We start from the raw sequence: 24,473 nt of genomic DNA, 5'->3' as shown, positions 1-24,473 counted from the left end.
TGCCTGAACGGCTCTGTACCGCACCCGAGTGGCGGGTCAGCCTTCGGGCACGAGGTCCGCCCAGACCTGTTTGCCGCCGCTGACCGGGATCGTGCCCCAGGCCGCCGACACGGCCTCCACCAGCAGGATGCCCCGGCCGCCGGTGGCCTCCCAGCCGATGCTGGCGGGCTTGACGGGGCTGCGCGGAGAGGAGTCGGCGACGGCGAGCCGCAGCCGGTGGTTGACCAGGCTGAGGTCGAGCCGGACCGGGCCACCGGTGTGCACGAGGGCGTTGGTGACGAGTTCGGAGACCACGAGCAGGGCCGCGTCGATCGTGTCCGGTGAGACGCCCCAGGTGCGCAGGGAGCGCCGGGTGAAGCGGCGGGCGTGGCGGACCGCCTCCGGCAGCCGCCACACCGTCCAGCTCTCCCGCAGCGGCCGCACGGCCATGCCGTCGTAGCGCATCAGCAGCAGGGCCACGTCGTCGCCGCGGTGCGCGCCGGTGAGCAGGGCGTCGGCGACCAGTCCGAGGTGGCCGGGGTCGGCGGCGGCCAGTTCGGCGGCGAGCCGGTCCATGCCCACGTCGATGTCGGCGTCGGCGGACTCCACGAGTCCGTCGGTGGTCAGCGCGACCACCGTGCCGGGCTGGAGCCTGAGCGGGGTCATCGGATACTCGGCCTGGCCGAGCACCCCGAGCGGCGGGCCGCCCTCCGTCTGCACGATCTCGACCGAGCCGTCGGGGTGACGCAGCACGGGCGGCAGATGGCCGGCCCGCACGCACCAGGCGGTGCCCTGCTCCATGTCGACGTCGACATAGGCACAGGTGGCGAAGAGGTCGGTCTCCATGTCCAGCAGCAGCCGGTTGGCGTGCGCGACGACGACGTCGGGGGTGTGGCCCTCGGCGGCGTAGGCGCGCAGCGCGGTGCGCATCTGGCCCATCAGCGTGGCGGCGCCCGCGTTGTGGCCCTGGACGTCGCCGATGACGAGGGCCACGTGGTTGTCGGCGAGCGGGATCACGTCGTACCAGTCGCCGCCGACCTCAAGACCGGCGGTGGTGGGCAGGTAGCGGGCGACGGCGACCGCGCCGGGCAGCCGGGGCAGGCGGCGGGGCAGCAGGGTGCGCTGGAGCATGCCGACGAGTTCGTGCTCGGCGTCGAAGGCGTGGGCGCGCAGCAGGGCCTGGCCGGTCAGCGCGGCGCAGGCGGTGAGCAGGGCGCGTTCGTCGGGGGCGAAGTCGTGCGGGCGGTCCCAGCCGATGAGGCAGGCACCGGCCATGCGGCCGCCGGCGGGCAGCGGCAGCACCGCGAGACCGCCGGGGCCGACCTCGGCGAGGGCGGGCTCCAGCGCGCTGCCGGCGGGCCAGATCCGGGCGCGGCCCTCGCGCAGCGCGGCGGCCAGCGTGGGCATGGCGCGCACCGGCGCGTCGGGCCACTCGGTGCGCCACTCGCTGCGCCACACCTCGGGCCAGGCCTCGGGTTCGGGCGGGTCGAGGACGGTGACCACGAGCCGGTCGTTCTCCAGTTCGGCCAGGGCGATCCGGTCGGCCTGCAGCGGCTTGCGCAGGGCGGCGACGACGGCCTGGCCGACGTCCTTGACGGTGCCCGCGGTGGCCAGGGCGGCGGCCAGGCGCTGCACCCGGGCCACGTCGGTGACGTCGGAGCGCAGGGTGGAGGCGTCGGCGACGGTGCCGACGAGCCGGGCCGGGCGGCCCTCCCCGCCGGGCACCAGCCGGCCGCGCAGCCGCAGCCACTTGGGCGGGCCGGAGGGCTGCAGGATGCGGAACTCCAGCTCGCGGTCGCCGATGGACATGTGGTCGGCCTCGACCACGGACATCAGCGCCGGCAGGTCCTCGGGCACGGTCCGCCCGAGGAGGGTCTCCACCCGGCCGTCGAAGACGTCCCGGTCGATGTCGAACAGCCGCAGGATCGCGTCGCCGACCTCGACCCGGCCGGTGTCCATGGCGAGGCTGAAGGCGCCCGGGAGCAGTTCGCCGGTCTCGTCGGCGGCGGCCTCCCTTCGGGGCAGGGCGATCGCGCGGGCGATCAGCTCCAGGCAGGAGCGGTCGTCGGTGCCGAAGCCGCCGGGGTGCTCGCTGACGGCCAGCAGACAGCCGCCGCCCGCCGGGCCGAGCGGCAGGGCGGCCAGGGAGAAGTCACCGGAGGGGGTGCGCCGCGCCTCGGGGCAGCCGGCCAGTTCCGCGGGGCCGAGCCACAGCGGCCGTCCGGTGCGGTGGGCCTCGGCGACCGGGGAGCCGCCCGCGGCCGGGTAGCCGTCGCGGAGCCCGTACTGGGTGCGGGGCAGACCCGCCGACTCGGCGAGGAACAGATGGGACGGGTCGCCGCCGGGCGTGTACACCCCGGCGAAGGCCGCCCCGGCGAAGACGAGGGCCTGTTCGAGCACGCGGCGCAGCCGGTCGGGCGTGGCGAACGCGGTGAGGGTTTCAAGGGCGGCTTCGGCACGCTCCGTCCTCGTTCTGCTGATCGCAGCAGCGCCCTCACTGACCACTTCGCCATTACAGCGCGTGTCGGCCGCCCGCGCAGCCCCTGGGAACGGACGGGTACCGCGGGCACCCGCTCATCCGGCTTCCCACCCGTCGCTCGAAAGCCGCCGAACACATCTTGACCCGTGAGTTCCGCACGGCCTTCTCGTGACAGACGCTACTGTCCGCGACCGTGCGACTGCTGCGAGTGTCTAGCCGTCACCCACGACGAGGGACGGGAGGCGCATGGACAAGCGCTACGAGGTGTACGCGCTGGCCGACGGGCACTTCTACGACACGCCCGATCGGCTCTCGGCGGACGGCGGGGAGCCCGCGCCGCTGTTCGCGACGGCGCGTCGCGCCGTCCCGGAGAGCTGGCACGCGGCCCGCAGCGGCGACTGGCTCACCCTGACCCCGCTCGGCGCGGACGGCGCGCCGCTCCCGTCGCCGGCACAGGGCTGGAAGATCCACTCCTCGGCGACCGCGGCGAACGCGGAGCGGATCGCCGCGGTCGTGTGGGACTACTGCGTGCCGCGCCGCATCCCGTTCAAGTTCGTGCCGGGCCCGCACCTGCTGCATCTGCGCAACGCCAAGTACGCGGGACGCGACACCAGCGGCAAGTTCGTCACGGTGTACCCGGCCGACGAGGAGCAGTTGCGGCGGACCCTGGAGGAACTCGGCGAGCTGCTGGCGGGCTCGGAGGGGCCCTACGTCCTCACCGACCTGCGCTGGCACGACGGTCCGCTCTACGTCCGCTACGGCGCCTTCGCCCGCCGGTACGTGGTCGACGAGCGGGGCACGCTGGTCCCGGCCGTGACCGACGGCTCGGGACGTCTGGTGCCGGACCGGCGGGCGCCGTCCTTCCAGGTACCGCAGTGGGTGACGCTGCCGGAGTTCCTGCGGCCGCACCTCGAGGCCCGCAACACCACGACGGTCGGCGATCTTCCGTACCGGATAGAGAAGGCACTGCACTTCTCCAACGGCGGCGGGGTGTACGCGGGCACCGACACCCGGGACGGGCGCCGGGTGGTGCTCAAGGAGGCCCGGCCGCACGCGGGCCTCGCCGCCGACGGCGCGGACGCGGTGACCCGGCTGGAGCGGGAGAAGTCCGCACTGGAACAGGCCGCCGGGACCGGTGTGGTGCCCGAGGTGCGGGACTGGTTCACGCTGGGCGAGCACCGCTTCCTGGTCATGGACTTCCTCGACGGCCGCCCGCTCAACTCGTTCTTCGCCGAACGGCATCCGCTGCTCACCCCCGACCCGGACCCCGCGAAGATCGCCGCGTACACGGCGTGGGCACTACGCGTCCACGCGGCGGTGGAGGACGCGGTGGCCGCCGTGCACGCGCGCGGTCTGGTCTTCAACGACCTGCACGTCTTCAACATCATGGTGGCCCCGGACGACGAGTCGGTGTACCTGATCGACTTCGAGGCCGCCGCGCCCGCCGCGCAGAACGCCCGGCAGACCGTCGCCCACCCCGGTTTCTTCGCGCCGCCGGACCGGCGCGGCACGGATGTCGACCGGTATGCGCTGGCCTGTCTGCGCCTGGCCCTGTTCCTGCCGGTGACCACGCTGTTCGTGGTGGACCGGGGCAAGGCCGCGCATCTCGCGGAGGTGATCGCGGAGCAGTTCCCGGACGTGCCGCGCGCCTTCCTGGACGAGGCCGTCGCGGAGATCACCCGGGATCCGGCGGGACGGCCGAGCAGCAGGTCCGCCCCTCCGGTGGTGCCCGGTGACTGGCCCTACAGCCGGGACTCGATGGTGAAGGCGATCCTCGCCTCCGCCACCCCGGAACGCGACGACCGGCTCTTCCCCGGTGACATCGCCCAGTTCTCCGACGGCGGCGGCCTCGGCCTCGCGCACGGCGCGGCGGGGGTGCTGTACGCGCTCCAGGCGTCCGGGGCCGGCCGGTACGACGAGGGCGAGCGCTGGCTGCTGGACCACACCGCCCCGCCACCGCCCGGCACCCCGCTCGGCCTGTACGACGGCCTCGCGGGCGTCGCCCTGGTCCTGGAACAACTGGGCCACCGGCAGCGGGCGTTGGACCTGGCGGACGGCATCCTGCGGGAGAACTGGCGGAACCTCTCCTCCGAGTTGCACGGCGGCCTGGCCGGACTCGGCCTGGTGCTCGGCCGGCTGGCGGCCACGACCGGCGAGGCGGAGCTGCGGGAACGTGCCGCCGAGGCCGCCGACATCCTCGCAGGACGCCTCGCCGAACCGGTGCCGGACACCCCGCGCCGACGCGCCGGGCTGCTGCGCGGTGCGAGCGGGCCCGCGCTGTTCCTGATCCGGTGGTACGAGGAGACCGGCGAGGCCCGCTTCCTGGACGCGGCGGCCGAGGCGCTCCGCCGTGACCTGGCCTGCTGCGTGGTGCAGGAGGCGGGCGGCGGCCTGGAGGTGGACGAGGGCTGGCGCACCCTGCCCTACCTCGGCGACGGCAGCGCGGGCATCGGGCTGGTCCTCGACGACTACCTGGCACGGGCCGGCAGCCCGCAGTTCGAGGCGGCCAGGGCGGGCATCCTCACCGCCGCCACCTCCCGCTTCTACGCCCAGCCCGGCCTCTTCCAGGGCCGCGCCGGCATGATCCTGCACCTCGCCCGCAGCTCCGCCCCGGCGGCCACCCGGGAGCGGCTGGAGCAGCAGATCGCGGGACTCGGCTGGTTCGCGATGGCGTACCAGGGCCAACTGGCCTTCCCCGGGCACCAGATGATGCGGCTCTCCATGGACCTCGCCACCGGTACGGCAGGCTGCCTGCTCGCGCTCGCCGCGGCCCGCGATCCCGAGGGCATCGCGCACCTGCCCTTCCTGCCGCCCCCAGCGGCGGCCCCCACACGCGGCTCCGCAACCTGACGGAGTCGTGACACAACCCCCGTCCCCTACAGGGACCGACCCAGAGAAAGGACACCACCATGGCACTTCTCGACCTGCAGACCCTTGAGTCCGAGGAGCACACCCACACCGGCGCGAGCACCGCGAGCCTGCTCTCCTGCGTCTCCGCGGCGAGCGTTCTGCTCTGTCTCTGACCGGGCCGGCAAGTCCACGGCTCCGGACGGCCTCCTCCTCGGGGAGGGGCCGTCCGGAGCCTTCCCGTTCCCGTCCGACCCGAGCGAGGCAGCAGCCGATGACCCTGCGTCCCGACGGCACCCCGTCCTCTCCCCCGGCCGGCCGCGCCCTGTCACGAGCGATGCTGCGGCACACCGGCGCCCGGTGCGCCGCGCTGTGTGCCGTGAGCACGGCGGCCACGGCGACGGGTCTGCTGCTGCCCGCCCTGCTCGGCCACACCCTCGACCTGCTGCTGGCGCACGCACCGGCGGCCCGCTGGGTCGGCGTCTGCGCCGGGCTCGTGCTGCTGACCGCCCTGCTGGAGGGCTGCGCGGGCGTGCTCGCCGGCACGACCGACGCGGAAGCCACCGCCTGGCTGCGCCGCCGCGCCACCGGGCACGTGCTGGCGCTCGGACCGCGCGCGACGGCCAGGTTCGGCGCCGGGGACCTGGTGGCGCGGCTGGTCGGCGGCGCGGCACAGGCCGGGACGGCGCCGGGGGCGCTGGCCGCGCTGTTCGCCGCGCTCGCCGGGCCCGTCGGGGGCGTGGTGGCGCTCGGTCTCATCGACCCGTGGCTGGCGGCCGTGTTCCTCGCCGGGGCGCCCGTGCTCGCCCTGCTGCTGCGGGCCTTCGCCCGGGACACGACGGCCTGTGCGGCGGAGTACCAGCGGGTGCAGGGAAGGATCGCGGAGGCTCTGGCCGAGGCGGTCGGCGGTTTCCGGACGATCCGGGCAGCCGGCGCCGAGGACCGCGAGGCGGCACGGGTGCTCGCTCCGCTGCCCGAGCTGTCCCGCGCCGGGCACCGTATGTGGCGGGTGCAGGGGCGGGCCGCCGCGCAGTCGGTCACCGTGGCACCGCTGCTGAACCTGGGCGTGCTGGCGGTCGCCGGACTGCTGCTCACCCGGCACCGCCTGTCGGTCGGCGAGCTGCTGGCCGCGTCCCGGTACGCGGTCCTCGCGACCGGTGTCGGTGTGCTGGTCGGCCGGCTGGCGGCGGTCGGCCGGGCCCGCGCGGCGACGGCACGACTGGCCGAGGTGTCGTCCGAACCCGCGCCCGGACACGGCACCCGTCGGCTGCCGCCCGGACCGGGCCGCCTGGAGCTGCGGAAGGTCACCGCCCGGCGAGGCTCGCGCACGGTCCTGAACGGCATCGACCTGACCGTCCCGGGCGGCACGACACTGGCCGTCGTCGGCCGCTCCGGCACCGGCAAGTCCCTCCTCGCGGAGCTGGCCGGCCGGCTCGCCGACCCGGACGCGGGCGAGGTCCTCCTCGACGGCGTCCCGCTGGGCGATCTCACCCACGCCGAGCTGCGCCGCGCCGTCGTCTACGCCTTCGAACGCCCCGCCCTGCTCGGCACGACGATCGAGGACACCATCGCCTTGGGACTCACCACCCCGTCCCCCGCCGACGTGCGTGCCGCCGCCCGCAGGGCCCGAGCCGACGCCTTCGTGCGCCGCCTGCCCGACGGCTACGCGACCCGCTGCGCCGACGCCCCCCGCTCCGGCGGCGAGTCCCAGCGCCTCGGCCTGGCCCGGGCCTTCGCGCACGGCGGCCGGCTGCTCGTCCTGGACGACGCCCTCTCCAGCCTCGACACGGTCACCGAGCACCAGATCGCCCTTTCGCTCCTGGCCCCGGGGCCGGGCCCGACCCGCCTGCTCATCGCCCACCGCCCGACGACCGCGGCCCGCGCCGACACCGTGGCCTGGCTGGACGCCGGGCGGATCCGCGCGCTGGGCACGCACCGGGAGCTGTGGGGCGACGCGGACTACCGGGGGGTGTTCGGCGAGGGAGCGGAGGCGGGGGCGGAGGGCGAAGCCGCGGGCGGCGAGGACGCCGAACGGAGAGGGGAGGCCCCGGCAGAGACACGCGAACGCGGCGAGGACGCCGCGGGCGGGACGCCGGCGCGGGGCTCCCGGGCGGACGACGGCGAGCGCACCCGTTCCTCCGGGGCCGTGCGGGACGCCGGCGCGGAGACCGCCGGCCGATGAACGTACGCGGGCGGGACGCCGGCGCGGGGCTCCCGGGCGGACGACGGCGAGCGCACCCGTTCCTCCGGGGCCGTGCGGGACGCCGGCGCGGAGACCGCCGGCCGATGAACGTACGCGGGCGCGGGCAGGCATGCCGGTCCCGCCGCGCGGTGTGCGCAGACGGAACGGAGACCTACGGCTGATGGACACACGCAGGCAGGCATGGCGGTTTCTCCGGGCGCGGTGGCGGGTGCTGGTCCGGCTCGGTGCCTGGTCCGTGCTGGAGGCGGGGCAGACCTTCGTCGTCGGATATGCCCTCGCGCGGGCGCTGGACACCGGTTTCCTGGCCGGGGACGCGCGGGCGGGTCTGCTGTGGCTGGGAGCGGGGGGGCTCGCCGTGGCCGCCGGGGCGTACGGAACCGGGCGGGTCTACGGCGCGGTCGCCGCGCTGGTCGAGCCGGTCCGGGACCGGCTGGCGACGGCGGTGGTCGCGCGCGGGGTCCGGGAGGCGGACCCGGGGACGCTGTCCGGGCTGACCCAGCAGGTGGAGATCGCCCGGGACTCGCTCGCCGGGCTGGTGTTGGTCTCCCGCTCGTTCCTGTTCACCGCCGTCGGTGCCCTGATCGGTCTGTTCTCGCTGGCGCCGCTGCTGCTGGCGGTGGTCCTGCCGCCGCTGCTGGCCGGGGTGGCCCTGTTCGCGGCGACGCTCGGACCGCTGGCCCGCCGTCAGGAGGCGTTCCTCGCCGCCGACGAGGCGCTGGCCGGGGAGTGGGGCGCGGTGTGCCCGGGGCTGCGGGACATCACGGCCGCCGGTGCCGAGGAGCGGATCGCCGTGGGCACCGGGGAACGGATCGACGCGGAGCTGGAGGCCGCCCGCGCGCTGGCCCGCTGGAGCGTGGCCCGGGTGGCCGCTCTGGCGGTGGGAGGCCAGCTGCCCGTGGTGCTGCTGCTCGCCACCACGCCCTGGCTGCTCGGCCACGGCGTCACCCCGGGCGCCCTGGTCGGGGCGCTCGCCTACGTCACCCAGTCCCTGCTGCCCGCCCTGCACAACCTCGTCCACGGCCTGGGCACGGGCGGCTCCCGCCTGACGGTCGTCCTGCGCCGCCTGACCACACCGCCGGCCGGGGAGGTCACGGCCGCACGACTCCGGACAGCCCAGGCGCCCCCCGCGCCCCCGGGGGCCGGACACCCCGAGGCCGGTCAACGACCGCCCGCACAGACACCGACACAGGCACCGGCACCGCAGTCGCCGGCCGGACCGCCTCCGGCCCCCGCCGCACCGACGACGGGACCCGCACCGGTCGAGTCCCTGGGAGCGGGGCGGTCGCCGGACGCCCGGCCCGTTCCCGGGCCGCCGCTCGCCGGGCGGCCGGCGGCCCAGCCGTCGGGGGCCGGCCGGACAGCGGACCGACGGCCGGCCGCCGCGCCGCCGGCCGCCCGGCGACCGCCGGTCACCCAGCCACCGGAGCGGCGGTCACCAGCCCCTCGGCCGGCCCGGACCGGAGTCCCGGTCCCCGGGGCGCCCGCGCTCGCCCTCGCCTCCGTCGCCTTCGCCTACGGTCCCGCGAGCGAGCCCGTGCTGGACGGGCTCGACCTCACCGTCCCGGCGGGCGGGCACCTGGCCGTCGTCGGGCCGAGCGGGATCGGCAAGTCGACGCTCACCGGGCTGGTCGCCGGGCTGCTGCGGCCGGTGCGCGGCACGATCCGGGTGTACGGGCATGCGGTACCGGCGCCGGACGCGGCCGCCCTGCGGGTGCTGATTCCGCAGGAGGCCTACGTCCATGGCGGCACCCTGGCCGAGAACCTGGCGCTCTTCCGCCCCGGCCCGGTGCCGGAGGCGGAGTTGCTGGCGGCTGCCGAGGCCGTCGGGCTGACCCCGCTGCTGCGGTCCCTGGGCGGGCCCGGCGGCCGGGTCGAACCGGCGGCGCTGTCGGCGGGCGAGCGGCAGCTGATCGCGCTGACCCGGGCCCATCTCTCCCCCGCCCCGCTCGCCCTGCTCGACGAGGCGACCTGCCATCTCGATCCGCAGGCCGAGGCGCGGGCCGAGCGGGCCTTCGCCGCGCGTCCTGGCGGCACACTGGTGGTCGTCGCCCACCGCATCAGTTCCGCCCGGCGCGCCGACCGGGTGCTCGTCATGGACGGCGCGCGCACCGCCTGCGGCACGCATGAAGAACTGCTGCGGGCCTCGGCGCTGTACCGGAACCTGGTCGGCGGCTGGACCACGCCCCCGTCCCGCGCGCCGCTGCCCCGCTAGTCACACCCAGCCCTCCCCCTGAGATATCCGGATCGCGTCGATCCGGTTGCGCGCCCCGGTCTTGCGGGTGATGGACGCCATGTAGTTGCGGACGGTGCCGTGGGAGAGGTGCAGGCTCCCGGCGATCTCCGCGATGGACGCGCCCCCGGCCGCCAGGGACAGCACGCTCAGCTCACGTCTGGTGAGCGGCATCTGCGCCGCCTTGAGGAAGCCGAAGCCCAGCGACGGATCGACGAAACGTTCCCTCCTCGCGACGCTCCGGATGGCGCGCACCAGGCGGTCCGGGGAGCCCGCCTTGTCGACGAAGCCGAGCGCGCCGGCCTCGGCGGCCCGCTTGAGCAGTCCCGGCCGGTCCGCGTGCGCCAGCACCACGAGCGCCGGCGGCCTGCCCGCGGTGCCGGGCGGACACAGCTCGCCTAGCGGTGGCACCCCGAGGCCGTCGGCGGAGTCCAGATCCGCCGCGCACACGTCCGGACATAAAGACCGCACCCGCGCCCCGGCGCCGCTCCACTGGGTGTCCTCCACGTCGAGCCCGGGATCCCGGCGCAGCCATTCCGCCAGGACCGATCGCACCAGACTCGTGTCGTGCACCAGAAGCACCTGGATCACTACCCCGCCCCCTCGGATGTTCGTGTTGCCTTCGTTCGTTCCCGTCGCCGTGCTAAGTCGGCGTCCGTCTCGTTCGTGCTCCGCGCCGTCTGCCCCGGGCGCGGTAAGCGCGTGCCCATTCTTGGGCCCGATCATCGTTCGCGGGCGCGGAGAACCAGCCATCACGGTGCGCGGGGGCGCACGCAGGGCGCCCGTGTGCCGCCCCGCGCATCCGCTGCCGGGGCATGGGTCCGGGCGTTCGGGGTATCCGGGGGAGTCCCTCACGAGGGCCCGGCTCGAGGTCGCGGACGCGCTCGTCATGCGCGGGGCGCTCCCGCGGGGGAGTCTTGTCCCCTAGAGCGACGCGCGGCCGTTACGAGGAGGTGGTCGGCGTGTCCGACGGGCCCGGGCCGGGACGGGAGCCGACGGCCGACGGGGCGTCGGCCGGCCAGCCGGTGCTGTCGCTCGCGCTGGCCTCGCTGCTGGAGGAGGTGCGGGCGCACTCCGGCGCGGTGTACCTGCTCCGGCCCGACGAACCGGTCCTGGAGATGGCGGTGATGGCGGGCATGCCCCGGGCCTTCGCGGCACCGTGGGAACGGGTGGGGCTGAGCGCGCCGATCCCGGTCGCCGACGCGGTGCGTGAGCGGCGGCTGGTGTGGGTGGGCGGCGAGGACGACATGGCCCGCCGCTATCCGCGGATCTCGGTGGTGCTGCCGTACCCGTTCGCGCTGGCGGCGGCGCCCGTGGCGACGGAGCGCGAGGTGTACGGCGCGGTGTTCGTGACCTGGCCGGGTGCGCATCCGCCGGAGCTGTCCGAATGCGAACGCGAGCATCTGACGGCGGCCTGCGCGCGGCTGGCGCTGCGGCTGGAACGGGCCGCCGAGGAGAACCGTCCCGTGGGGCCCGAGGCCGATGTGCTCGCGGCGCCGGTGTCGGGCGTGGCGGGCACGCTGGGCTCGGTGGAGGCGGCGCGGATGGTGTCCCGGCTGCCGTACGGGCTGGTCTCGCTGGATCTGCACGGCAGGATCGGCTTCGTCAACACGGCGGCGGCCGAACTGCTCGGCAGAGCGGCGGGGGAACTGCTCGGCACCCTGCCGTGGGTGTCGGTGCCCTGGCTGAACGACCCGGTGTACGAGGACCGCTACCGGGCGGCGCTGATCAGCCAGGAGGTGATGTCCTTCGTGGCGCTGCGTCCGCCGGGCGACTGGCTGTCGTTCCGGCTGTATCCCAGCACGACCGGGCTGAGCGTGCGCATCAGCCGGGCCCGGGCGGTGGCGGATCTGGCACGGAGGGCGCCGGAGGCGGATCCGCACCCGGCCCGGCTCGTGACGATCTCCCAGGTGCTGAGTCTGGCGGGTGCGCTGACCGAGGCGGTGGGCGTGCAGGACGTGGTGCAGCTGGTCTGGGACGAGGTGGCCCCGGCGGTCGGCAGCCAGGCTCTGGTGCTGCTGCGCTCGCAGGCCGGGCGGCTGCACGTGCTGGGGCATCGGGGGTACGCGCACGCGCATGTCGTGGAGCGGTTCGACGGGCTGCCGCTGAGCGAGCGCACACCGGGGACCCAGGCACTGAGCAGCGGGGTGCCCGGGTTCTTCGACTCCCGGACGCAGCTGGAGCGGCTGTATCCGGGTCGGCACGAAACCCCCGACGGCTTCGCGGCCTGGGCCTATCTGCCGCTGATCGCGTCCGGGCGGCCGGTGGGCACATGCGTGCTGGCGTACTCCGAGCCGCACGCCTTCCCCGCCGACGAGCGGGCCGTGCTGACGTCCCTCGGCGGGCTGATCGCGCAGGCCCTGGAGCGGGCCCTGCTCTACGACGCCAAGCACCGGCTGGCCCACGGTCTGCAACAGGCGCTGCTGCCGCGCTCGCTGCCCCCGCTGCCCGGCCTCGAGGCGGCGGCCCGCTATCTGCCCGCCACCCACGGCATGGAGATCGGCGGCGACTTCTACGACCTGGTGCCGGCCCGGCCGCTGGCGGCGGCGGTGATCGGGGACGTCCAGGGGCACAACGTGACGGCGGCCGGCCTGATGGGACAGCTCCGCACCGGGGTGCGCGCGTACACCGCGGTCGGGCAGGCGCCGCACGAGGTCATGAGCAGCACCAACCGGCTGCTGATCGACCTCGGTGCCGAGTTGTTCGCCAGCTGTCTGTACCTGCGGCTGGATCCGGCCCGCGCGTGTGCCGTGATGGCGCGGGCCGGGCATCCGCCGCCGCTGCTGAGACGTCCGGACGGGCGGGTGCGGGTGCTGGACCTGGCCGGGGGCCCGCTGCTGGGGATCGACGCGGCGGCGGCCTATCCGACCACCGAGGTCTCCCTCGCGCCCGGTTCGGTCCTCGTCCTCTACACCGACGGTCTGGTGGAGTCCCCCGGCATCGACATCGAGGATGCCCTGGTGGAACTGGGCGGGCTGCTCTCGGAGATCGGCGACCGGCCACTGGAGGATCTCGCGGACGAGATCCTCCGGCACAGCGCGGCGGCCCGGGAACGCCTGGATGACGTAGCGGTCCTGCTACTGCGGGCACGTACCGACCACTGAACCCCCACAGCCACGTCCCGGTGCGGTCCGCGGGCCGGCCCGTGCGCCACGGACCACCACCTGTGACCGCTCTGGTGCACCGGTGGGTCCGGCCCTCCCGCCGGAGGGCCGGACCGGTGCCTGCCGGACGGAACCGCGCCGGGTCGACAGGGGTTCGGGGTGTGCCCGGCTCAGTGCGTGTCGGTGAGGGACGAGCCGTCGTCCGCCTGGCCGTTGCCGGAGTGGTCGGCGCCGCCACCGATCTGGTCGCCGCCGGCACCGGAGGCGTCACCGGCACCCGCCTGGTCGCCCGCACCCGCCTGGTCGCCCGCACCCGCCTGGTCGCCCGCACCCTCCTGGTCACCGGCGCCCGCCTGGTCACCGGCACCCGCCGAGGCCGACGGGTCGGCCGCGCCCGACTGGTCACCGGCACCGGCTTCGTCACCGGCGCCCGCCTGGTCACCGGCGCCCGCCTGGTCGCCCGCGCCCGCCTGGTCGCCCGCGCCCGCCTGGTCGCCCGCGCCTGCCTGGTCACCGGCACCCGCCTGGCCGCCCGCGCCGTCGCCGGCGGCGCCGAGGGTTGCGCCGGTGGCCTGGAGAGCGGTGGTGACGGGCTGGAAGAAGGTCTCGCCGCCGCTGGTGCAGTCGCCGCTGCCGCCGGAGGTGAGGCCGAGGGCACTGCCGTCCTGGGTGAACAGGGAGCCACCGCTGTCGCCCGGCTCGGCGCAGACATTGGTCTGGATGAGGCCGTTGACGGTGTCGACGCCGCCCGGGTTGGTCTCGCTCTGGAAGTTGACGGTGGCGTCGAGGCCGGTGACCTGACCGTTGTGCAGACCGGTGGTGGACCCCATCCGGAACACCGTCGCGCCGACCGTGGCGTCGGCCGCCTGCTTGATCTGCACGGTCTGCCCGTTGCCGGCGTTGACCTCGCTCGGCGCCTGCGTGGCGGCGTCGTTGTACTTGACCAGCGCGAAGTCGCTGCCCGGGAAGGTCGCCTGGTCGACGGTGGCGATGGGCTGCCCGGTCTCGGAGTCGGACCAGTCCTTGGCGGCGACCCCGCAGTGACCGGCCGTCAGGAAGGCGGGGCTGCCGTCGGACGCGGTGACGTTGAAGCCGAGGGAGCAGCGGACGTTGCCGCCCTGCACCTGGGAGAAGATGGCGTCGCCGCCCGAGACGAAGGGCTTGAAGGTGCCCGCGGACTTCTTCAGGGTCGCCATGCCGGAACCGAGGCCGCGCACGGTCGACTCCAGCCGGTTCCACTTGGCTCCGGTGACCGTGGAGTCGGCGGTGACCAGGACCTTGTTGGTGCGCGGGTCGACGGCCCAGGACGTGCCGGGGATCGTCGCCCTGGTCTTCAGCGTCTTGGCCGCCGCCTTGAGTTCGGCGGTGCTGTTGTCCACCTTGCGGACGACCGCGCCCGCCTTCTTCGCCTGGACGATGACGTTGTCGTCGCCGCTGACCACGTTGACGACGAGCTGCTGCTTGCCGCTGTCGTAGTACGACCCGGCGAAGGCGTCGCCGAGGATCTTCTGCAGCTGGGCGGCGAGGTCCGAGGCGTCCGCGGCCTTCAGGGTCTTCGCGGTGCCGGTGGCGCCCGACGCCGCGTTCTGGTCGTTCTTGTCCTGTGACGCGTTGGCGTTGGGCAGCAGGAGGGCCGCCGCTCCGAGCGCCGCGACACCGCCCACCGCTATCGCGGCCTTGCGCTTGGGCATTCGCTTGTGACTCAAACTTCTCGACCTCCTGGGGACGGGGGGCAGTTCGTATCAGGGCGCCTGGATGGCCGTACGTACGCACCGGCCGCGCGGTGTGTTCAATTCCGTTTCCCGACGGCCCTGCCCCGGGGGGCGAATCGGCCAGGCTCCGCGTGTTCCGGCGGGCGGCCGGGAACAATCCCCCATATGACGATGACCACCGCCGAAGCCGACAAGATCCTCTCCGCCAACTTCGCCCCCTGGGTGCTCGATCTCGGGCTGACCGTCGAGGCGGTGGACGAGGACCGGGCCGTGTTGCGTCTGCCCTGGTCGCAGCAGTTGGCCCGGGAGGGCGGAGGACTGTCCGGGCAGGCGCTGATGGCGGCCGCCGACACGGCGACGGTGATCGCGGTGTCGGCCGCGCGGGGCGGGTTCGTGCCGATGACGACGGTTCAGCAGTCGACGTCGTTCCAGCGGGCGGTGACCGGTTCGGATGTCCTGATCGAAGCGGTCCTCACCAAGTTGGGCCGCCGGACGGCGTTCGCGGACGTCACGCTGACCGACGCCGGTTCGGGCGCGCTCGCGGCCCGGGCGAGCACGGTCTACGCGATCCTGGGCTGACACGCTCGGCAACCGCTCGGTGACGGTCAGTTCCCGGCGCTTAGTGGAATGCCTGCTTCAGGGAATCTACACATTGAATACTCAACCAAGTCACTGTCGTCAGCGGATCTGCACATCCGCACGCCCCCCGGATACGCCTTTGGCGCGGAGTGCCGGATTCGCCGTCCGGGCGGCAAGGGCCCTGGGTGCGACGATGCCGTGCGGCATGTGAAGGAGTCGCCGACACGGCGTGCGCACGCCTGCACGGATGAGCCCGTACGCCAGCCAAGTGCCCAGGTGAGAGCGCTGGTTGATTGGAAGCGCGCCCCGCGTGCGTGCTTTGATCCATCGCACCGCAGGGGTCGCCCGGGTCCCCGCTCCACGGGTGCCCGGCGTCCGCGGTCGCGGCCGTCCGTCTGTCCCCAGAGGGGGCCGCTCTCCCCCTTGTGAAATATCCATATGAAGGGAAGTTCCACCATGAACTCCACCCCCCAGGTCGAGACCGTCGAGATCTCGGACGCCGAGCTGGACAACGTTTCCGGCGGCCTGTCCGTGAACGCCCTGAACACCGTGACCGGTGCCGTCAACGGCATCGCCCCGGTTGCCGGCCTGGTCGACACGGCCGTCGGCACCGTTGAGGGCGTCACCGGCCTGAACACCGCGCCGGTCACCAACCTGGTCGCCGGTCTCTGATCGCACCTCGGTGTCACCTTGGTCCCGGAGCCGTCCCTCGGCTCCGGGGCTCTCGGGTGCCCGCAGGGCCCGACGGTCCCTCGGCGCGCCCATGTCGTCGCAGTCGTTCGTCGTAACGACGTCTCTCCTCGGGTGAGGGAAGTTCCGTGCAGTTCCGCCAACAGGCCCTCGCCAAGCTCCAGTCACCGGAAGAGCTGGACCTACCGGTGCGTCTCGCCCGCCCGCAGGGCTGGCTCGCGCTGGGCGTCACCGTCGTCGTCATGGCCGCGGCCTCCGTCTGGGCGGTGACCGGGTCGGTCGCCTCCACGGTGAGCGCGCAGGCCGTCCTCACGCACGGGCAGGGCAGTTATCTGCTCCAGAGCCCCGTGGCCGGGCAGGTGACGTCCGTTCTCGCCAAACAGGGCCAGCGGTTGCCGGCGAACGCGCCGGTCGTCAAGGTCCGTACCCCGCAGGGCATTTCCGTGGTCCGTACCGTGGCCGCGGGCCGGATCACCACGCTCGCCGCCACCATCGGGCAGATCATCCGGACCGGCACGAACGTCGCCGCGGTCGAGAAGGTCGCCCACGCCTCCGACCCGCTGTACGCGACCGTGTACGTTCCCGCCGAGAACGCCGCAGCCATTCCGGCACACGCCTCCGTGGACCTCACCGTGTCCTCGGTACCGAGCCAGGAGTACGGCGTACTGCGCGGCCGGGTGAAGTCGGTGGACCGCACCGCCCAGTCCGCCCAGTCCATCGCCGCGTTCCTCGGCGACAGCCAGCTCGGGGAGCAGTTCAGCCGCAAGGGCCGCCCGGTGGCCGTCCTCGTCGAGCTGGACAGGTCGAGGACGACGAAGAGCGGTTACCGCTGGTCCACCGCCGACGGGCCCCCTTACGCGCTCGATTCGATGACCCTCGCCTCCGGTTCGGTCAAGCTGGCCGACCAGCGCCCCGTCGATTGGCTGCTCCCGTGACCACCACGCAGGAAACCCGTGGCCGCAGACGGGCCGCCCCGGCCAAGCGGCCGGTCCCCAAGCCCCGTACCGGCACGGTCCGTACGCCCACCGTGCTCCAGATGGAGGCCGTCGAGTGCGGCGCCGCCTCCCTCGCGATGGTCCTCGGCCACTACGGCCGGCACGTCCCGCTGGAGGAGCTGCGGATCGCCTGCGGTGTCTCCCGCGACGGCTCGCGCGCCAGCAACCTGCTGAAGGCGGCGCGCGGTTACGGCCTGACGGCCAAGGGCATGCAGATGGACCTGGCCGCCCTCGCGGAGGTGCGCTCACCGGCGATCCTCTTCTGGGAGTTCAACCACTACGTCGTCTACGACGGCATGGGCCGCCGCTTCGGCCGGCGCGGCGTGTTCGTCAACGACCCCGCCAAGGGCCGTCGTTTCGTGCCCCTGGAGGAGTTCGACGGCAGCTTCACCGGCGTCGTCCTGGTGATGGAACCCGGCGAGGGCTTCACCAGGGGCGGGCGCAGGCCGGGCGTGCTCGGCGCCGTGCCGGCCCGGCTGCGCGGCACCGCCGGCACCCTCCCCGCCGCCGTGCTGGCCAGCCTGCTGCTGGTCGCGGTGGGCGCGGCCGTACCCGCGCTGAGCCGCACCTACATCGACATGTTCCTCATCGGCGGGCAGACCTCGCTGCTGGGCGTGCTGTTCTCCTCGATGGCCGGCTGTGTGCTGCTCACGCTGGTGCTGACCTGGCTCCAGCAGGCCAACCTGCTGCACGGCCGGATCATCTCCTCCACCCTCTCCAGCGCCCGTTTCCTGCGCCATCTGCTGCGGCTGCCGGTCACGTTCTTCTCCCAGCGCTCCCCGGCCGACCTGGTGCAGCGGCTGCAGTCCAACGACCAGGTCGCCGAGACCCTGGCCCGCGACCTCGCGGCGGCCGGCGTGGACGCGATCGTGGTCGTGCTGTACGCGGTGCTGCTGTACACCTACGACCCGCAGCTGACGTTCCTCGGGATCGGCGTGGCCCTGCTGAACATCGTGGCCATGCGGCTGGTCGTACGGCTGCGCGCGACCCGCACGGCGAAGCTGCGCGCGGACACCGCCCGGCTCACCAACACCTCGTACACCGGCCTGCAGCTGATCGAGACGATGAAGGCGACCGGCGGCGAGGACGGCTACTTCCGCAAGTGGGCCGGGCAGCACGCCACCACGCTCGAGGAGCAGCAGCGGCTCGGGGTACCGAGCGCCTGGCTGGGGGTGGTCGCGCCGACGCTCGCCACCTTCAACAGCGCGCTGATCCTGTGGATCGGCGGCATGCGAGCGGTCGAGGGACACATCTCGGTCGGTCTGCTGGTCGCCTTCCAGGCGCTGGTCACCCGCTTCACCGCCCCGCTGACCCGGCTCAACGGCGTCGCGGGACGCATCCAGGACTTCGCGGCCGACGTGGCCCGGCTGAAGGACGTCGAGAACTTCCAGGCCGACCCGCTCTACGCCCGCCCCGGCGGTGGCGACTCCACCCGCCGGCTGCACGGGCACGTCGAGCTGGAGAACGTCACCTTCGGCTACAGCCCGCTGGACCAGCCGCTGCTGACCGGCTTCGACCTGACGGTCGGTCCGGGGCAGCAGGTGGCGCTCGTCGGCGGCTCGGGCAGCGGCAAGTCCACGGTCTCCCGGCTGATCTCGGGCCTGTACGCGCCCTGGGACGGGGTGATCCGCATCGACGGCCGCCGGCTGGAGGACATCCCGCGCGGCGCGCTCGCCTCCTCCGTCTCCTTCGTCGACCAGGACGTGTTCCTCTTCGAGGGCTCGGTCCGCGACAACGTGGGACTGTGGGACCCGTCGATCCCGGACGAGGCCGTGGTGGAGGCGCTGAAGGACGCCGCCCTCTACGACGTGGTGATGCGCCGGCCCGGCGGCATCCACAGCAAGGTCGAGCAGGACGGCCGCAACTTCTCCGGCGGCCAGCGTCAGCGTCTGGAGATCGCCCGGGCGCTGGTGCGGCGGCCCAGCATCCTGGTGCTGGACGAGGTCACCAGCGCGCTGGACGCACAGACCGAGCTGGTCGTGATGGACAACCTGCGCCGGCGCGGCTGTGCCTGCGTGGTGATCGCCCACCGGCTCAGCACGGTCCGCGACAGCGACGAGATCGTCGTGCTCCAGCACGGCACGGTCGTCGAGCGCGGGCGGCACGAGGAGCTGGTGGCGCGCGGCGGCGCGTACGCCGCGCTGGTCAGGGAGCAGTGAGATGACGACTGTGCAGGAGGGGCACGAAGGCGACCTGGTCCTGGGTGCGCTCGGCTCGCTGGGCACCCGGTTCGACTGCGCCGGTCTGAGCCGCCTGGACCTGGAGGGTCCGCAGGTGCTGTGGCTGGTCGCGGCCGGCGCCCTGGACCTGTTCGCGGTGGACGCCGCCCAGCAGGGCCACTGGCACCACCTCGGCCGGCTGGAGGCGGGGGCGCTGCTGCTCGGCCCGGTCGCCGGACCCGAACACACCCTGGTGGCCCGCCCGGTCCGCGACTGCGTGGTGCACCGCGTCAACCTGCGCGAGCTGTACCAGCCGGCGCACACCCAGACCTGGTCGTACGACGAGTACGGCAATCCGCAGTACGTGCCGCCCGCTTCGAGCCCGCTGGAGTACGCGGTCGCCCTCGGCGTGGGCCGCGGCCTGTCCGTCCTCTTCCAGGCTCCGATGGCGGAGGAACGGGCCGCCGCTCCGGCCGACGACGACGTGTTCTGGATGCAGGTGCCGCCGGGCAGTGTGCAGTACGGCTCCCTGTACGGCGCGGAGGCCGCCGCGGACCTGCTGATGGACCCCGCTCTGTGGCAGAGCATGGTCGACCAGCAGTACCGGCTGCTGACCGCGCTGGACCGGTGGATCGAGCAGCTGGAGCGCACGCACGAGACGCGCACGGCCGCCGGGATCAAGGCCGGCGAGGCGGTCCGTGCCCAGGCCGACCAGACCCTGCTGGCCTCCATCGGCAAGCGCTCGGCCCGCCGCACGACGGCAGCCGACGCGGACGCCTCCTACGCGGCCTGCAAGCTCGTCGCCGAGGCGGCCGGGATCACTCTCGCCGGGCCCGCGCAGAGCGGCACCGAGAGCGACCGCCTGGACCCGGTCGAGCGGGTGGCGCTGGCCGCCCGGGTGCGCACCCGGGCGGTACGCCTGGACGGGCGCTGGTGGCGGGAGAACGTGGGTCCGCTGGTCGGGCACCGAGCGCTGTCCGGGGCGCCGGTCGCGCTGCTGTGGCGGCGCGGCGGCTATGTGGCCGTCCAGCCCGCGACCGGGCGTGAGACGCCGATCGAGAAGGCGAACGCCGAGGAGTTCGAGCCGCGCGCGGTGATGTTCTACCGGCCGTTGCCCGACAAGAGGCTCGGACCGCTGGGACTGCTGCGGTTCAGCCTGCGCGGCACCCGCGGCGACCTGGTCAGCCTGATGCTCGCCGGGCTGGTGACGGTGGTGATCGGCGCGCTGGTGCCGATCGCGACCGGCAAGGTGCTCGGCGAGTACGTTCCCAGGGCCCAGACGGGCCTGATCGTCCAGGTCTGCCTGGCGGTGATGATCAGCGGCGTCGTGTCGGCCGCGTTCACGCTGCTGGAGAACCTGACGATCCTGCGGCTGGAGGGCCGTATCGAGTCGGCGCTCCAGCCGGCCGTGTGGGACCGGCTGCTCAGGCTCCCGACCCGGTTCTTCACCCAGCGCTCGACCGGTGAGCTGGCGAGCGCGGCCATGGGCATCAGCGCGATCCGCCGGCTGCTCGCAGGGGTCGGGCCGGTGGTCGCGCAGTCGGTGACGGTCGGCGCGATGAACCTCGGTCTGCTGTTCTGGTACAGCGTGCCGATGGCGATGGCGGCGATCGGCATGCTCGTCGTCATCGCGGCCGTGTTCCTGGGGCTCGGGCTGTGGCAGGTGCGCTGGCAGCGACGGCTGGTGGTGCTCGGCAACAAGCTGAACAACCAGGCGTTCCAGACCCTGCGCGGGCTGCCCAAACTGCGGGTGGCGGCGGCGGAGAACTACGCGTACGCGGCGTGGGCGCGGGAGTTCGCGCGCAGCCGGGAACTCCAGCAGAGGGTCGGCCGGATCAAGAACCTCACCACGGTGCTGGGCGCGGTCTATCTGCCGGTGTGCACCCTGCTGATGTTCATGCTGCTGGCGGGTCCGGCGCGGGGCGCGATGTCGGCGGCGGCGTTCCTCACCTTCAACACCTCGGTGACGATGGTGCTGACCTCGGTCACCCAGCTCACGGGTTCCTTCGTCTCGGCGGTGGCCGCGCTGCCCCTCTTCGAGGAGATCAGGCCGGTCCTGGACGCCACGCCCGAGGTGCGCACGGCGAGCACCCGCCCCGGCCCGCTGTCCGGCGCCGTCGAGGCCCGCCGGCTGTCCTTCCGGTACGCCGACGACGGCCCGCTCGTCCTCGACGACGTGTCCTTCGCCGTCCGGCCGGGCGAGTTCGTGGCGGTCGTCGGCCCGAGCGGCTGCGGCAAGTCCACCCTCCTGCGGCTGCTCATCGGCTTCGACAAGCCGGTGTCGGGCAGCGTGCTGTACGACGGCCAGGACCTGGCGGCCCTCGACCAGTCGGCGGTCCGCCGCCAGTGCGGAGTGGTCCTGCAGCACGCCCAGCCCTTCACCGGCTCCATCCTGGACGTCATCTGCGGCACCGAGCCGTACACGCCGGAGGAGGCGATGGCGGCGGCGGAGCTGGCGGGGCTCGCGGAGGACATCCAGCGGATGCCGATGGGCCTGCACACGATCGTCGCGGGCAACGGCGCGATCTCCGGCGGGCAGCGGCAGCGCCTGATGATCGCCCAGGCTCTCATCCGGCGCCCGCGCATCCTCTTCTTCGACGAGGCCACCAGCGCCCTGGACAACGACACCCAGCGCATCGTCATCGACAGCACCCGGAAGCTGAACGCCACCCGCTTCGTCATCGCCCACCGGCTCTCGACGGTGCTGGACGCCGACCGGGTGATCGTGATGGAGGACGGCAAGGTCGTCCAGCAGGGCACACCTGCCGAACTGCTCGCGGACACCGGGGGGCGGCTGCACGAGCTGGTGCGCCGGCAGCTCACCTAGGCCCCGTCGCCCGGCCGGCCGCCGCGGTCAGTACTTGCCCCTGCGCCGCTCCCTGTCGTCGTCCCGGTGGTCGTCGTGGGAGGGCATCCAGTGGTGTTCGACGAACCAGCGGCCGAACAGGGCCCCGCCGTAGATGACGAAACCGACGCCGATCAGCCAGGACTCGACCACGAGCACGGTGCCGACGGCGCCGTAACTGAGGGCGTTGGTGACGATGAGCGGGGTGAAGACGAGGTAGGAGAAGGCCCGCAGACCGACCAGGCCGATGACGGTGGCGAGCGCACCCGGCAGCAGGGCGCGCCAGCGGACCTGGGCGCCGAGCAGGAAGCGCTGCCCCCACCAGAAGAACGCCACGCCGCTGACCGCGGACAGGGCGATCCGCTGGCCGCCGTGCAGCGCCGTCTTCGTCGCCACCTCCTGGTACAGGTAGGCCATGAGGACCACCAGCCACGTCGCCTGGCGCCAGACCCGGTGCCAGGGGCCGGAGGCCAGGCCCCAGATCCGCTCGTAGGCGTTCTGCACGCTGCCGCCGAAGGCCACGCCGAAGACCGCGAGCAGGATCCCGCTCCAGACGCTGGTGGTGCCGATGACGCTGCGCGGGGGGCTGATGACGTCGGTGACCGCGTGGGCGGACTTTCCCGACAATCCCATGCCGTCGGTGAGCCACGAGGCGAAACCGCCCCGCGCCAGGGGATCCGCCGCGGCGATCACGATCAGCAGCGGCGCCAGCGTCACCAGTGCCAGCGTCGCGAACCCCATGGCCCGGTGCATCAGCTCCAGCTCGCGGCCGTGCGCGAACAGGCGCCCGATGCTCAGCCATTCCCTAGCGCGGTGCAGACCGCGCCGCAACCGGTTCACGGCTCCTCCCGTGCTCGCCGCCCACACGCTCTCCTGTGCCGATTCCCCCACCCCGGCGCGGACCGGGCGCCTGGCCGGACGGCAGCGGGAACCGGCACGGCGCCATGGTGCGCAGCCGTGGCCGTCCGATCCGGCGACACGACCGACGGGTCCGCCGTTTGCCGGTCACGTCACCGGAGAATCGGACCCCGTGCGTACTCCTGCCGAGGTGCCCCGCCCAAAACCGCGCCCCCCGGGCGGCCGGCGACGGACGCTGATCGTGAGCGCGGGCATGGGCGCCGGCCATGACACCGTGGCCGCGGAACTCGCGCGCCGCGCCGCGGCGTACGGGCACGCACCGCACGTGGTCGACGTGCTGCGGCTGCTGCCGTACGGCCTGGGCACCGGCCTGCGCCTCTCCTACCAGGCCTCGGTACGGCACGCCCCCTGGGTGTACGCCGGTGTCTACGGGGCGTTCCTGCGCGGCGGCACCGGATCGCGCCCCAGCGGGGTGCCGCTGGCCCGGCTCGCCGCCGGCCGCCTCACGGACCTGGTGGACCGGCTGGACATCGACGTGGTGGTGTCCGTCTTCCATCTGGCCGCACAGCTGACCGGGCATCTCAGGTCCCGGGGCGGGCTGCGGGTGCCGAGCGCCGTCTTCCTGCTCGACTTCGCCGTGCACCGGCAGTGGCTGCATCCCGGCAACGACCGGTACCTGTGCCTGACGGACGCAGCGGCGGCCGAGGTGCGCCGGGCACTGGGCACGCCCACCGTGACGACCGGCCCGGTGGTCGCGCCCGCCTTCCTGGGACCGGTCGCGGCAGCGGCACGCTGGCGCGAGCGGTTCGCGGGGCGGGCGCCCGGCCGGCCGCCGGTGCTGCTGTCCGCGGGTGCCTGGGGCACGGCGTCCCGCCCGGCCGACACGGCCCGGCTGCTGGCGGGGGCGGGCTATCTGCCCGTCGTGCTGTGCGGCCGCAACGAACGGCTGCTCGCCCGGGTGTCCCAGGTGCCGTCGGCGGTCGCCCTGGACTGGGTCGACGACATGCCCGGCCTGCTGTCGGCCGCGTACGCCCTGGTGGACAACGCCGCCGGTCAGACCGCCGTGCAGGCCCTGGCGGCGGGGCTGCCCGTGGTGGGACACCGGCCGTTGCCCGGCCACGGGGCGGACGGGGTGCGCCGGATGGCCGCGCTCGGCCTGTCGGACTTCACCAGCGACGGCCCGGCGCTGCTGGCGGCGCTCGGCAGGCTCTCGGGGACCGGCCGGGAACGCGCGGAACGGGTGGCCCGCGGCCGCGCCCTCTTCCGACGTGACCCTATGGAGTGCGTGGCCGAGCTGTGAGGCGGCCGGTACCCGGCCGGGCCGGACGCCGGGCCACGCGGCGCGCCCGATCCGCAGGACAACCGCACGGCAGCCGACCGATCCCGACCTCCGCCCGGCACCCGCTCGCCCCTCGTCCGGCACTCTCATCGACGCCCTCCGTCATCCGCCGGCTCCGGCACCGGAACGCAGACCCCTGCCGACACCGAGCCACACACGCCCTCCTCGACCGCGCCTCTCATCGGCACCTGCCCTTCCTCCGCCGAAAGCGGCATCAGCACCCATCCGCCAAGACCAACGTCGACACCAAGGCCCGGCCCCACGCCGAGCCACACATGCCGGCCACTCGTTCCTCGACCAGGGCTCTCATCGACGGCCCTCCTCATCCGCCGAGGCCGGCATCAGCACCGACACCCGAACCGGCACCGAGCCACCCACGCCCGCCACTCCCTCCTCGACCAGGGCCCTCATCGACACCCTCCGCCATCCGCCAGGGCCCGAACCGGCACCGAGG

Annotated in this window: 15 protein-coding genes; 11 read left to right on the top strand and 4 right to left on the bottom strand. The window is 74.2% G+C overall.

Annotated elements, in window-relative coordinates:
• Positions 1-36: 36 nt before the first annotated feature.
• Positions 37-2,484, bottom strand: a complete 2,448-nt coding sequence (locus tag ACZ5CW_RS10145; RefSeq protein WP_468599825.1) for a SpoIIE family protein phosphatase — start codon at positions 2,482-2,484, stop codon at positions 37-39.
• Between the two features lie 220 nt (positions 2,485-2,704).
• On the opposite strand from ACZ5CW_RS10145, the gene lanKC reads away from it, so the two are divergent.
• The 4 genes from lanKC to ACZ5CW_RS10125 all read left to right on the top strand — a co-directional run bounded on the left by lanKC (position 2,705) and on the right by ACZ5CW_RS10125 (position 9,720).
• Positions 2,705-5,308 carry a class III lanthionine synthetase LanKC gene (gene lanKC / locus ACZ5CW_RS10140; protein ID WP_468599824.1) on the top strand — a complete coding sequence of 868 codons (2,604 nt, stop codon included), beginning with the start codon at positions 2,705-2,707 and terminating at the stop codon, positions 5,306-5,308.
• 59 nt (positions 5,309-5,367) lie between these two features.
• Positions 5,368-5,481, top strand: coding sequence for a SapB/AmfS family lanthipeptide (locus ACZ5CW_RS10135; RefSeq protein WP_055704589.1), 114 nt, complete (start codon positions 5,368-5,370; stop codon positions 5,479-5,481).
• A gap of 98 nt (positions 5,482-5,579) precedes the next feature.
• The gene (locus ACZ5CW_RS10130; protein WP_468599823.1) at positions 5,580-7,487 is read left to right on the top strand and encodes an ABC transporter ATP-binding protein; all 1,908 of its coding nucleotides are present in this window, start codon (positions 5,580-5,582) and stop codon (positions 7,485-7,487) included.
• A 181-nt stretch (positions 7,488-7,668) separates the two neighbouring features.
• Positions 7,669-9,720: an ABC transporter ATP-binding protein gene (locus ACZ5CW_RS10125; protein ID WP_468599822.1), complete on the top strand. Its 2,052-nt coding sequence runs from the start codon at positions 7,669-7,671 to the stop codon at positions 9,718-9,720.
• Here ACZ5CW_RS10125 and ACZ5CW_RS10120 read toward each other — a convergent pair whose 3' ends face one another.
• Positions 9,721-10,329, bottom strand: coding sequence for a LuxR C-terminal-related transcriptional regulator (locus ACZ5CW_RS10120; RefSeq protein WP_468599821.1), 609 nt, complete (start codon positions 10,327-10,329; stop codon positions 9,721-9,723).
• Positions 10,330-10,691: 362 nt separating this feature from the next.
• Here ACZ5CW_RS10120 and ACZ5CW_RS10115 point away from each other — a divergent pair, with 362 nt between their 5' ends.
• Positions 10,692-12,842: a SpoIIE family protein phosphatase gene (locus ACZ5CW_RS10115; RefSeq protein ID WP_468599854.1), complete on the top strand. Its 2,151-nt coding sequence runs from the start codon at positions 10,692-10,694 to the stop codon at positions 12,840-12,842.
• A 170-nt stretch (positions 12,843-13,012) separates the two neighbouring features.
• Here the strand turns inward: ACZ5CW_RS10115 and ACZ5CW_RS10110 are convergent, their stop codons facing one another.
• A complete protein-coding gene (locus tag ACZ5CW_RS10110) occupies positions 13,013-14,533 on the bottom strand; it encodes a S1 family peptidase (RefSeq protein ID WP_468599853.1) in 1,521 nt (506 codons plus the stop codon).
• A gap of 186 nt (positions 14,534-14,719) precedes the next feature.
• Here ACZ5CW_RS10110 and ACZ5CW_RS10105 point away from each other — a divergent pair, with 186 nt between their 5' ends.
• The 5 genes from ACZ5CW_RS10105 (at position 14,720) to ACZ5CW_RS10085 (ending at position 21,804) form a co-directional block, all read left to right on the top strand.
• Positions 14,720-15,133, top strand: a complete 414-nt coding sequence (locus ACZ5CW_RS10105) for a PaaI family thioesterase (RefSeq protein WP_468599820.1) — start codon at positions 14,720-14,722, stop codon at positions 15,131-15,133.
• Between the two features lie 456 nt (positions 15,134-15,589).
• On the top strand, positions 15,590-15,805 hold the full coding sequence (locus tag ACZ5CW_RS10100) for a type A2 lantipeptide (protein ID WP_468599819.1): 216 nt from the start codon (positions 15,590-15,592) through the stop codon (positions 15,803-15,805).
• Positions 15,806-15,951: 146 nt separating this feature from the next.
• Entirely contained in the window at positions 15,952-16,758 is an 807-nt protein-coding gene (locus ACZ5CW_RS10095; RefSeq protein WP_468599818.1) for a hypothetical protein, read from the top strand.
• Positions 16,755-18,977: an NHLP family bacteriocin export ABC transporter peptidase/permease/ATPase subunit gene (locus ACZ5CW_RS10090; protein ID WP_468599817.1), complete on the top strand. Its 2,223-nt coding sequence runs from the start codon at positions 16,755-16,757 to the stop codon at positions 18,975-18,977. Before ACZ5CW_RS10095 ends, ACZ5CW_RS10090 begins: the two co-directional genes overlap by 4 nt.
• 1 nt (position 18,978) lies before the next feature.
• Entirely contained in the window at positions 18,979-21,804 is a 2,826-nt protein-coding gene (locus ACZ5CW_RS10085) for an NHLP bacteriocin export ABC transporter permease/ATPase subunit (protein ID WP_468599816.1), read from the top strand.
• 27 nt (positions 21,805-21,831) lie between these two features.
• On the opposite strand, the gene ACZ5CW_RS10080 is transcribed toward ACZ5CW_RS10085, so the two are convergent.
• Entirely contained in the window at positions 21,832-22,662 is an 831-nt protein-coding gene (locus ACZ5CW_RS10080; RefSeq protein ID WP_468599815.1) for a ribonuclease BN, read from the bottom strand.
• A gap of 271 nt (positions 22,663-22,933) precedes the next feature.
• Here ACZ5CW_RS10080 and ACZ5CW_RS10075 point away from each other — a divergent pair, with 271 nt between their 5' ends.
• Positions 22,934-23,980: an MGDG synthase family glycosyltransferase gene (locus ACZ5CW_RS10075; protein ID WP_468599852.1), complete on the top strand. Its 1,047-nt coding sequence runs from the start codon at positions 22,934-22,936 to the stop codon at positions 23,978-23,980.
• Positions 23,981-24,473 lie beyond the last annotated feature (493 nt).

The sequence above is a fragment of the Streptomyces sp. NPDC031379 genome (assembly GCF_055569615.1).
Note: the sequence above shows the minus strand (reverse complement) of the source record. Positions and strands in the feature narration are given on the sequence as shown.

Bases quoted from the DNA above. Each gene is read 5' to 3' on its own strand.
- ACZ5CW_RS10110 (WP_468599853.1), bottom strand. From the start codon at position 14,533: ATGCCCAAGCGCAAGGCCGCGATAGCGGTGGGCGGTGTCGCGGCGCTC.
- ACZ5CW_RS10075 (WP_468599852.1), top strand. From the start codon at position 22,934: ATGGGCGCCGGCCATGACACCGTGGCCGCGGAACTCGCGCGCCGCGCC.
- ACZ5CW_RS10135 (WP_055704589.1), top strand. From the start codon at position 5,368: ATGGCACTTCTCGACCTGCAGACCCTTGAGTCCGAGGAGCACACCCAC.
- ACZ5CW_RS10130 (WP_468599823.1), top strand. From the start codon at position 5,580: ATGACCCTGCGTCCCGACGGCACCCCGTCCTCTCCCCCGGCCGGCCGC.
- ACZ5CW_RS10105 (WP_468599820.1), top strand. From the start codon at position 14,720: ATGACGATGACCACCGCCGAAGCCGACAAGATCCTCTCCGCCAACTTC.
- lanKC (WP_468599824.1), top strand. From the start codon at position 2,705: ATGGACAAGCGCTACGAGGTGTACGCGCTGGCCGACGGGCACTTCTAC.
- ACZ5CW_RS10125 (WP_468599822.1), top strand. From the start codon at position 7,669: ATGGACACACGCAGGCAGGCATGGCGGTTTCTCCGGGCGCGGTGGCGG.
- ACZ5CW_RS10085 (WP_468599816.1), top strand. From the start codon at position 18,979: ATGACGACTGTGCAGGAGGGGCACGAAGGCGACCTGGTCCTGGGTGCG.
- ACZ5CW_RS10100 (WP_468599819.1), top strand. From the start codon at position 15,590: ATGAACTCCACCCCCCAGGTCGAGACCGTCGAGATCTCGGACGCCGAG.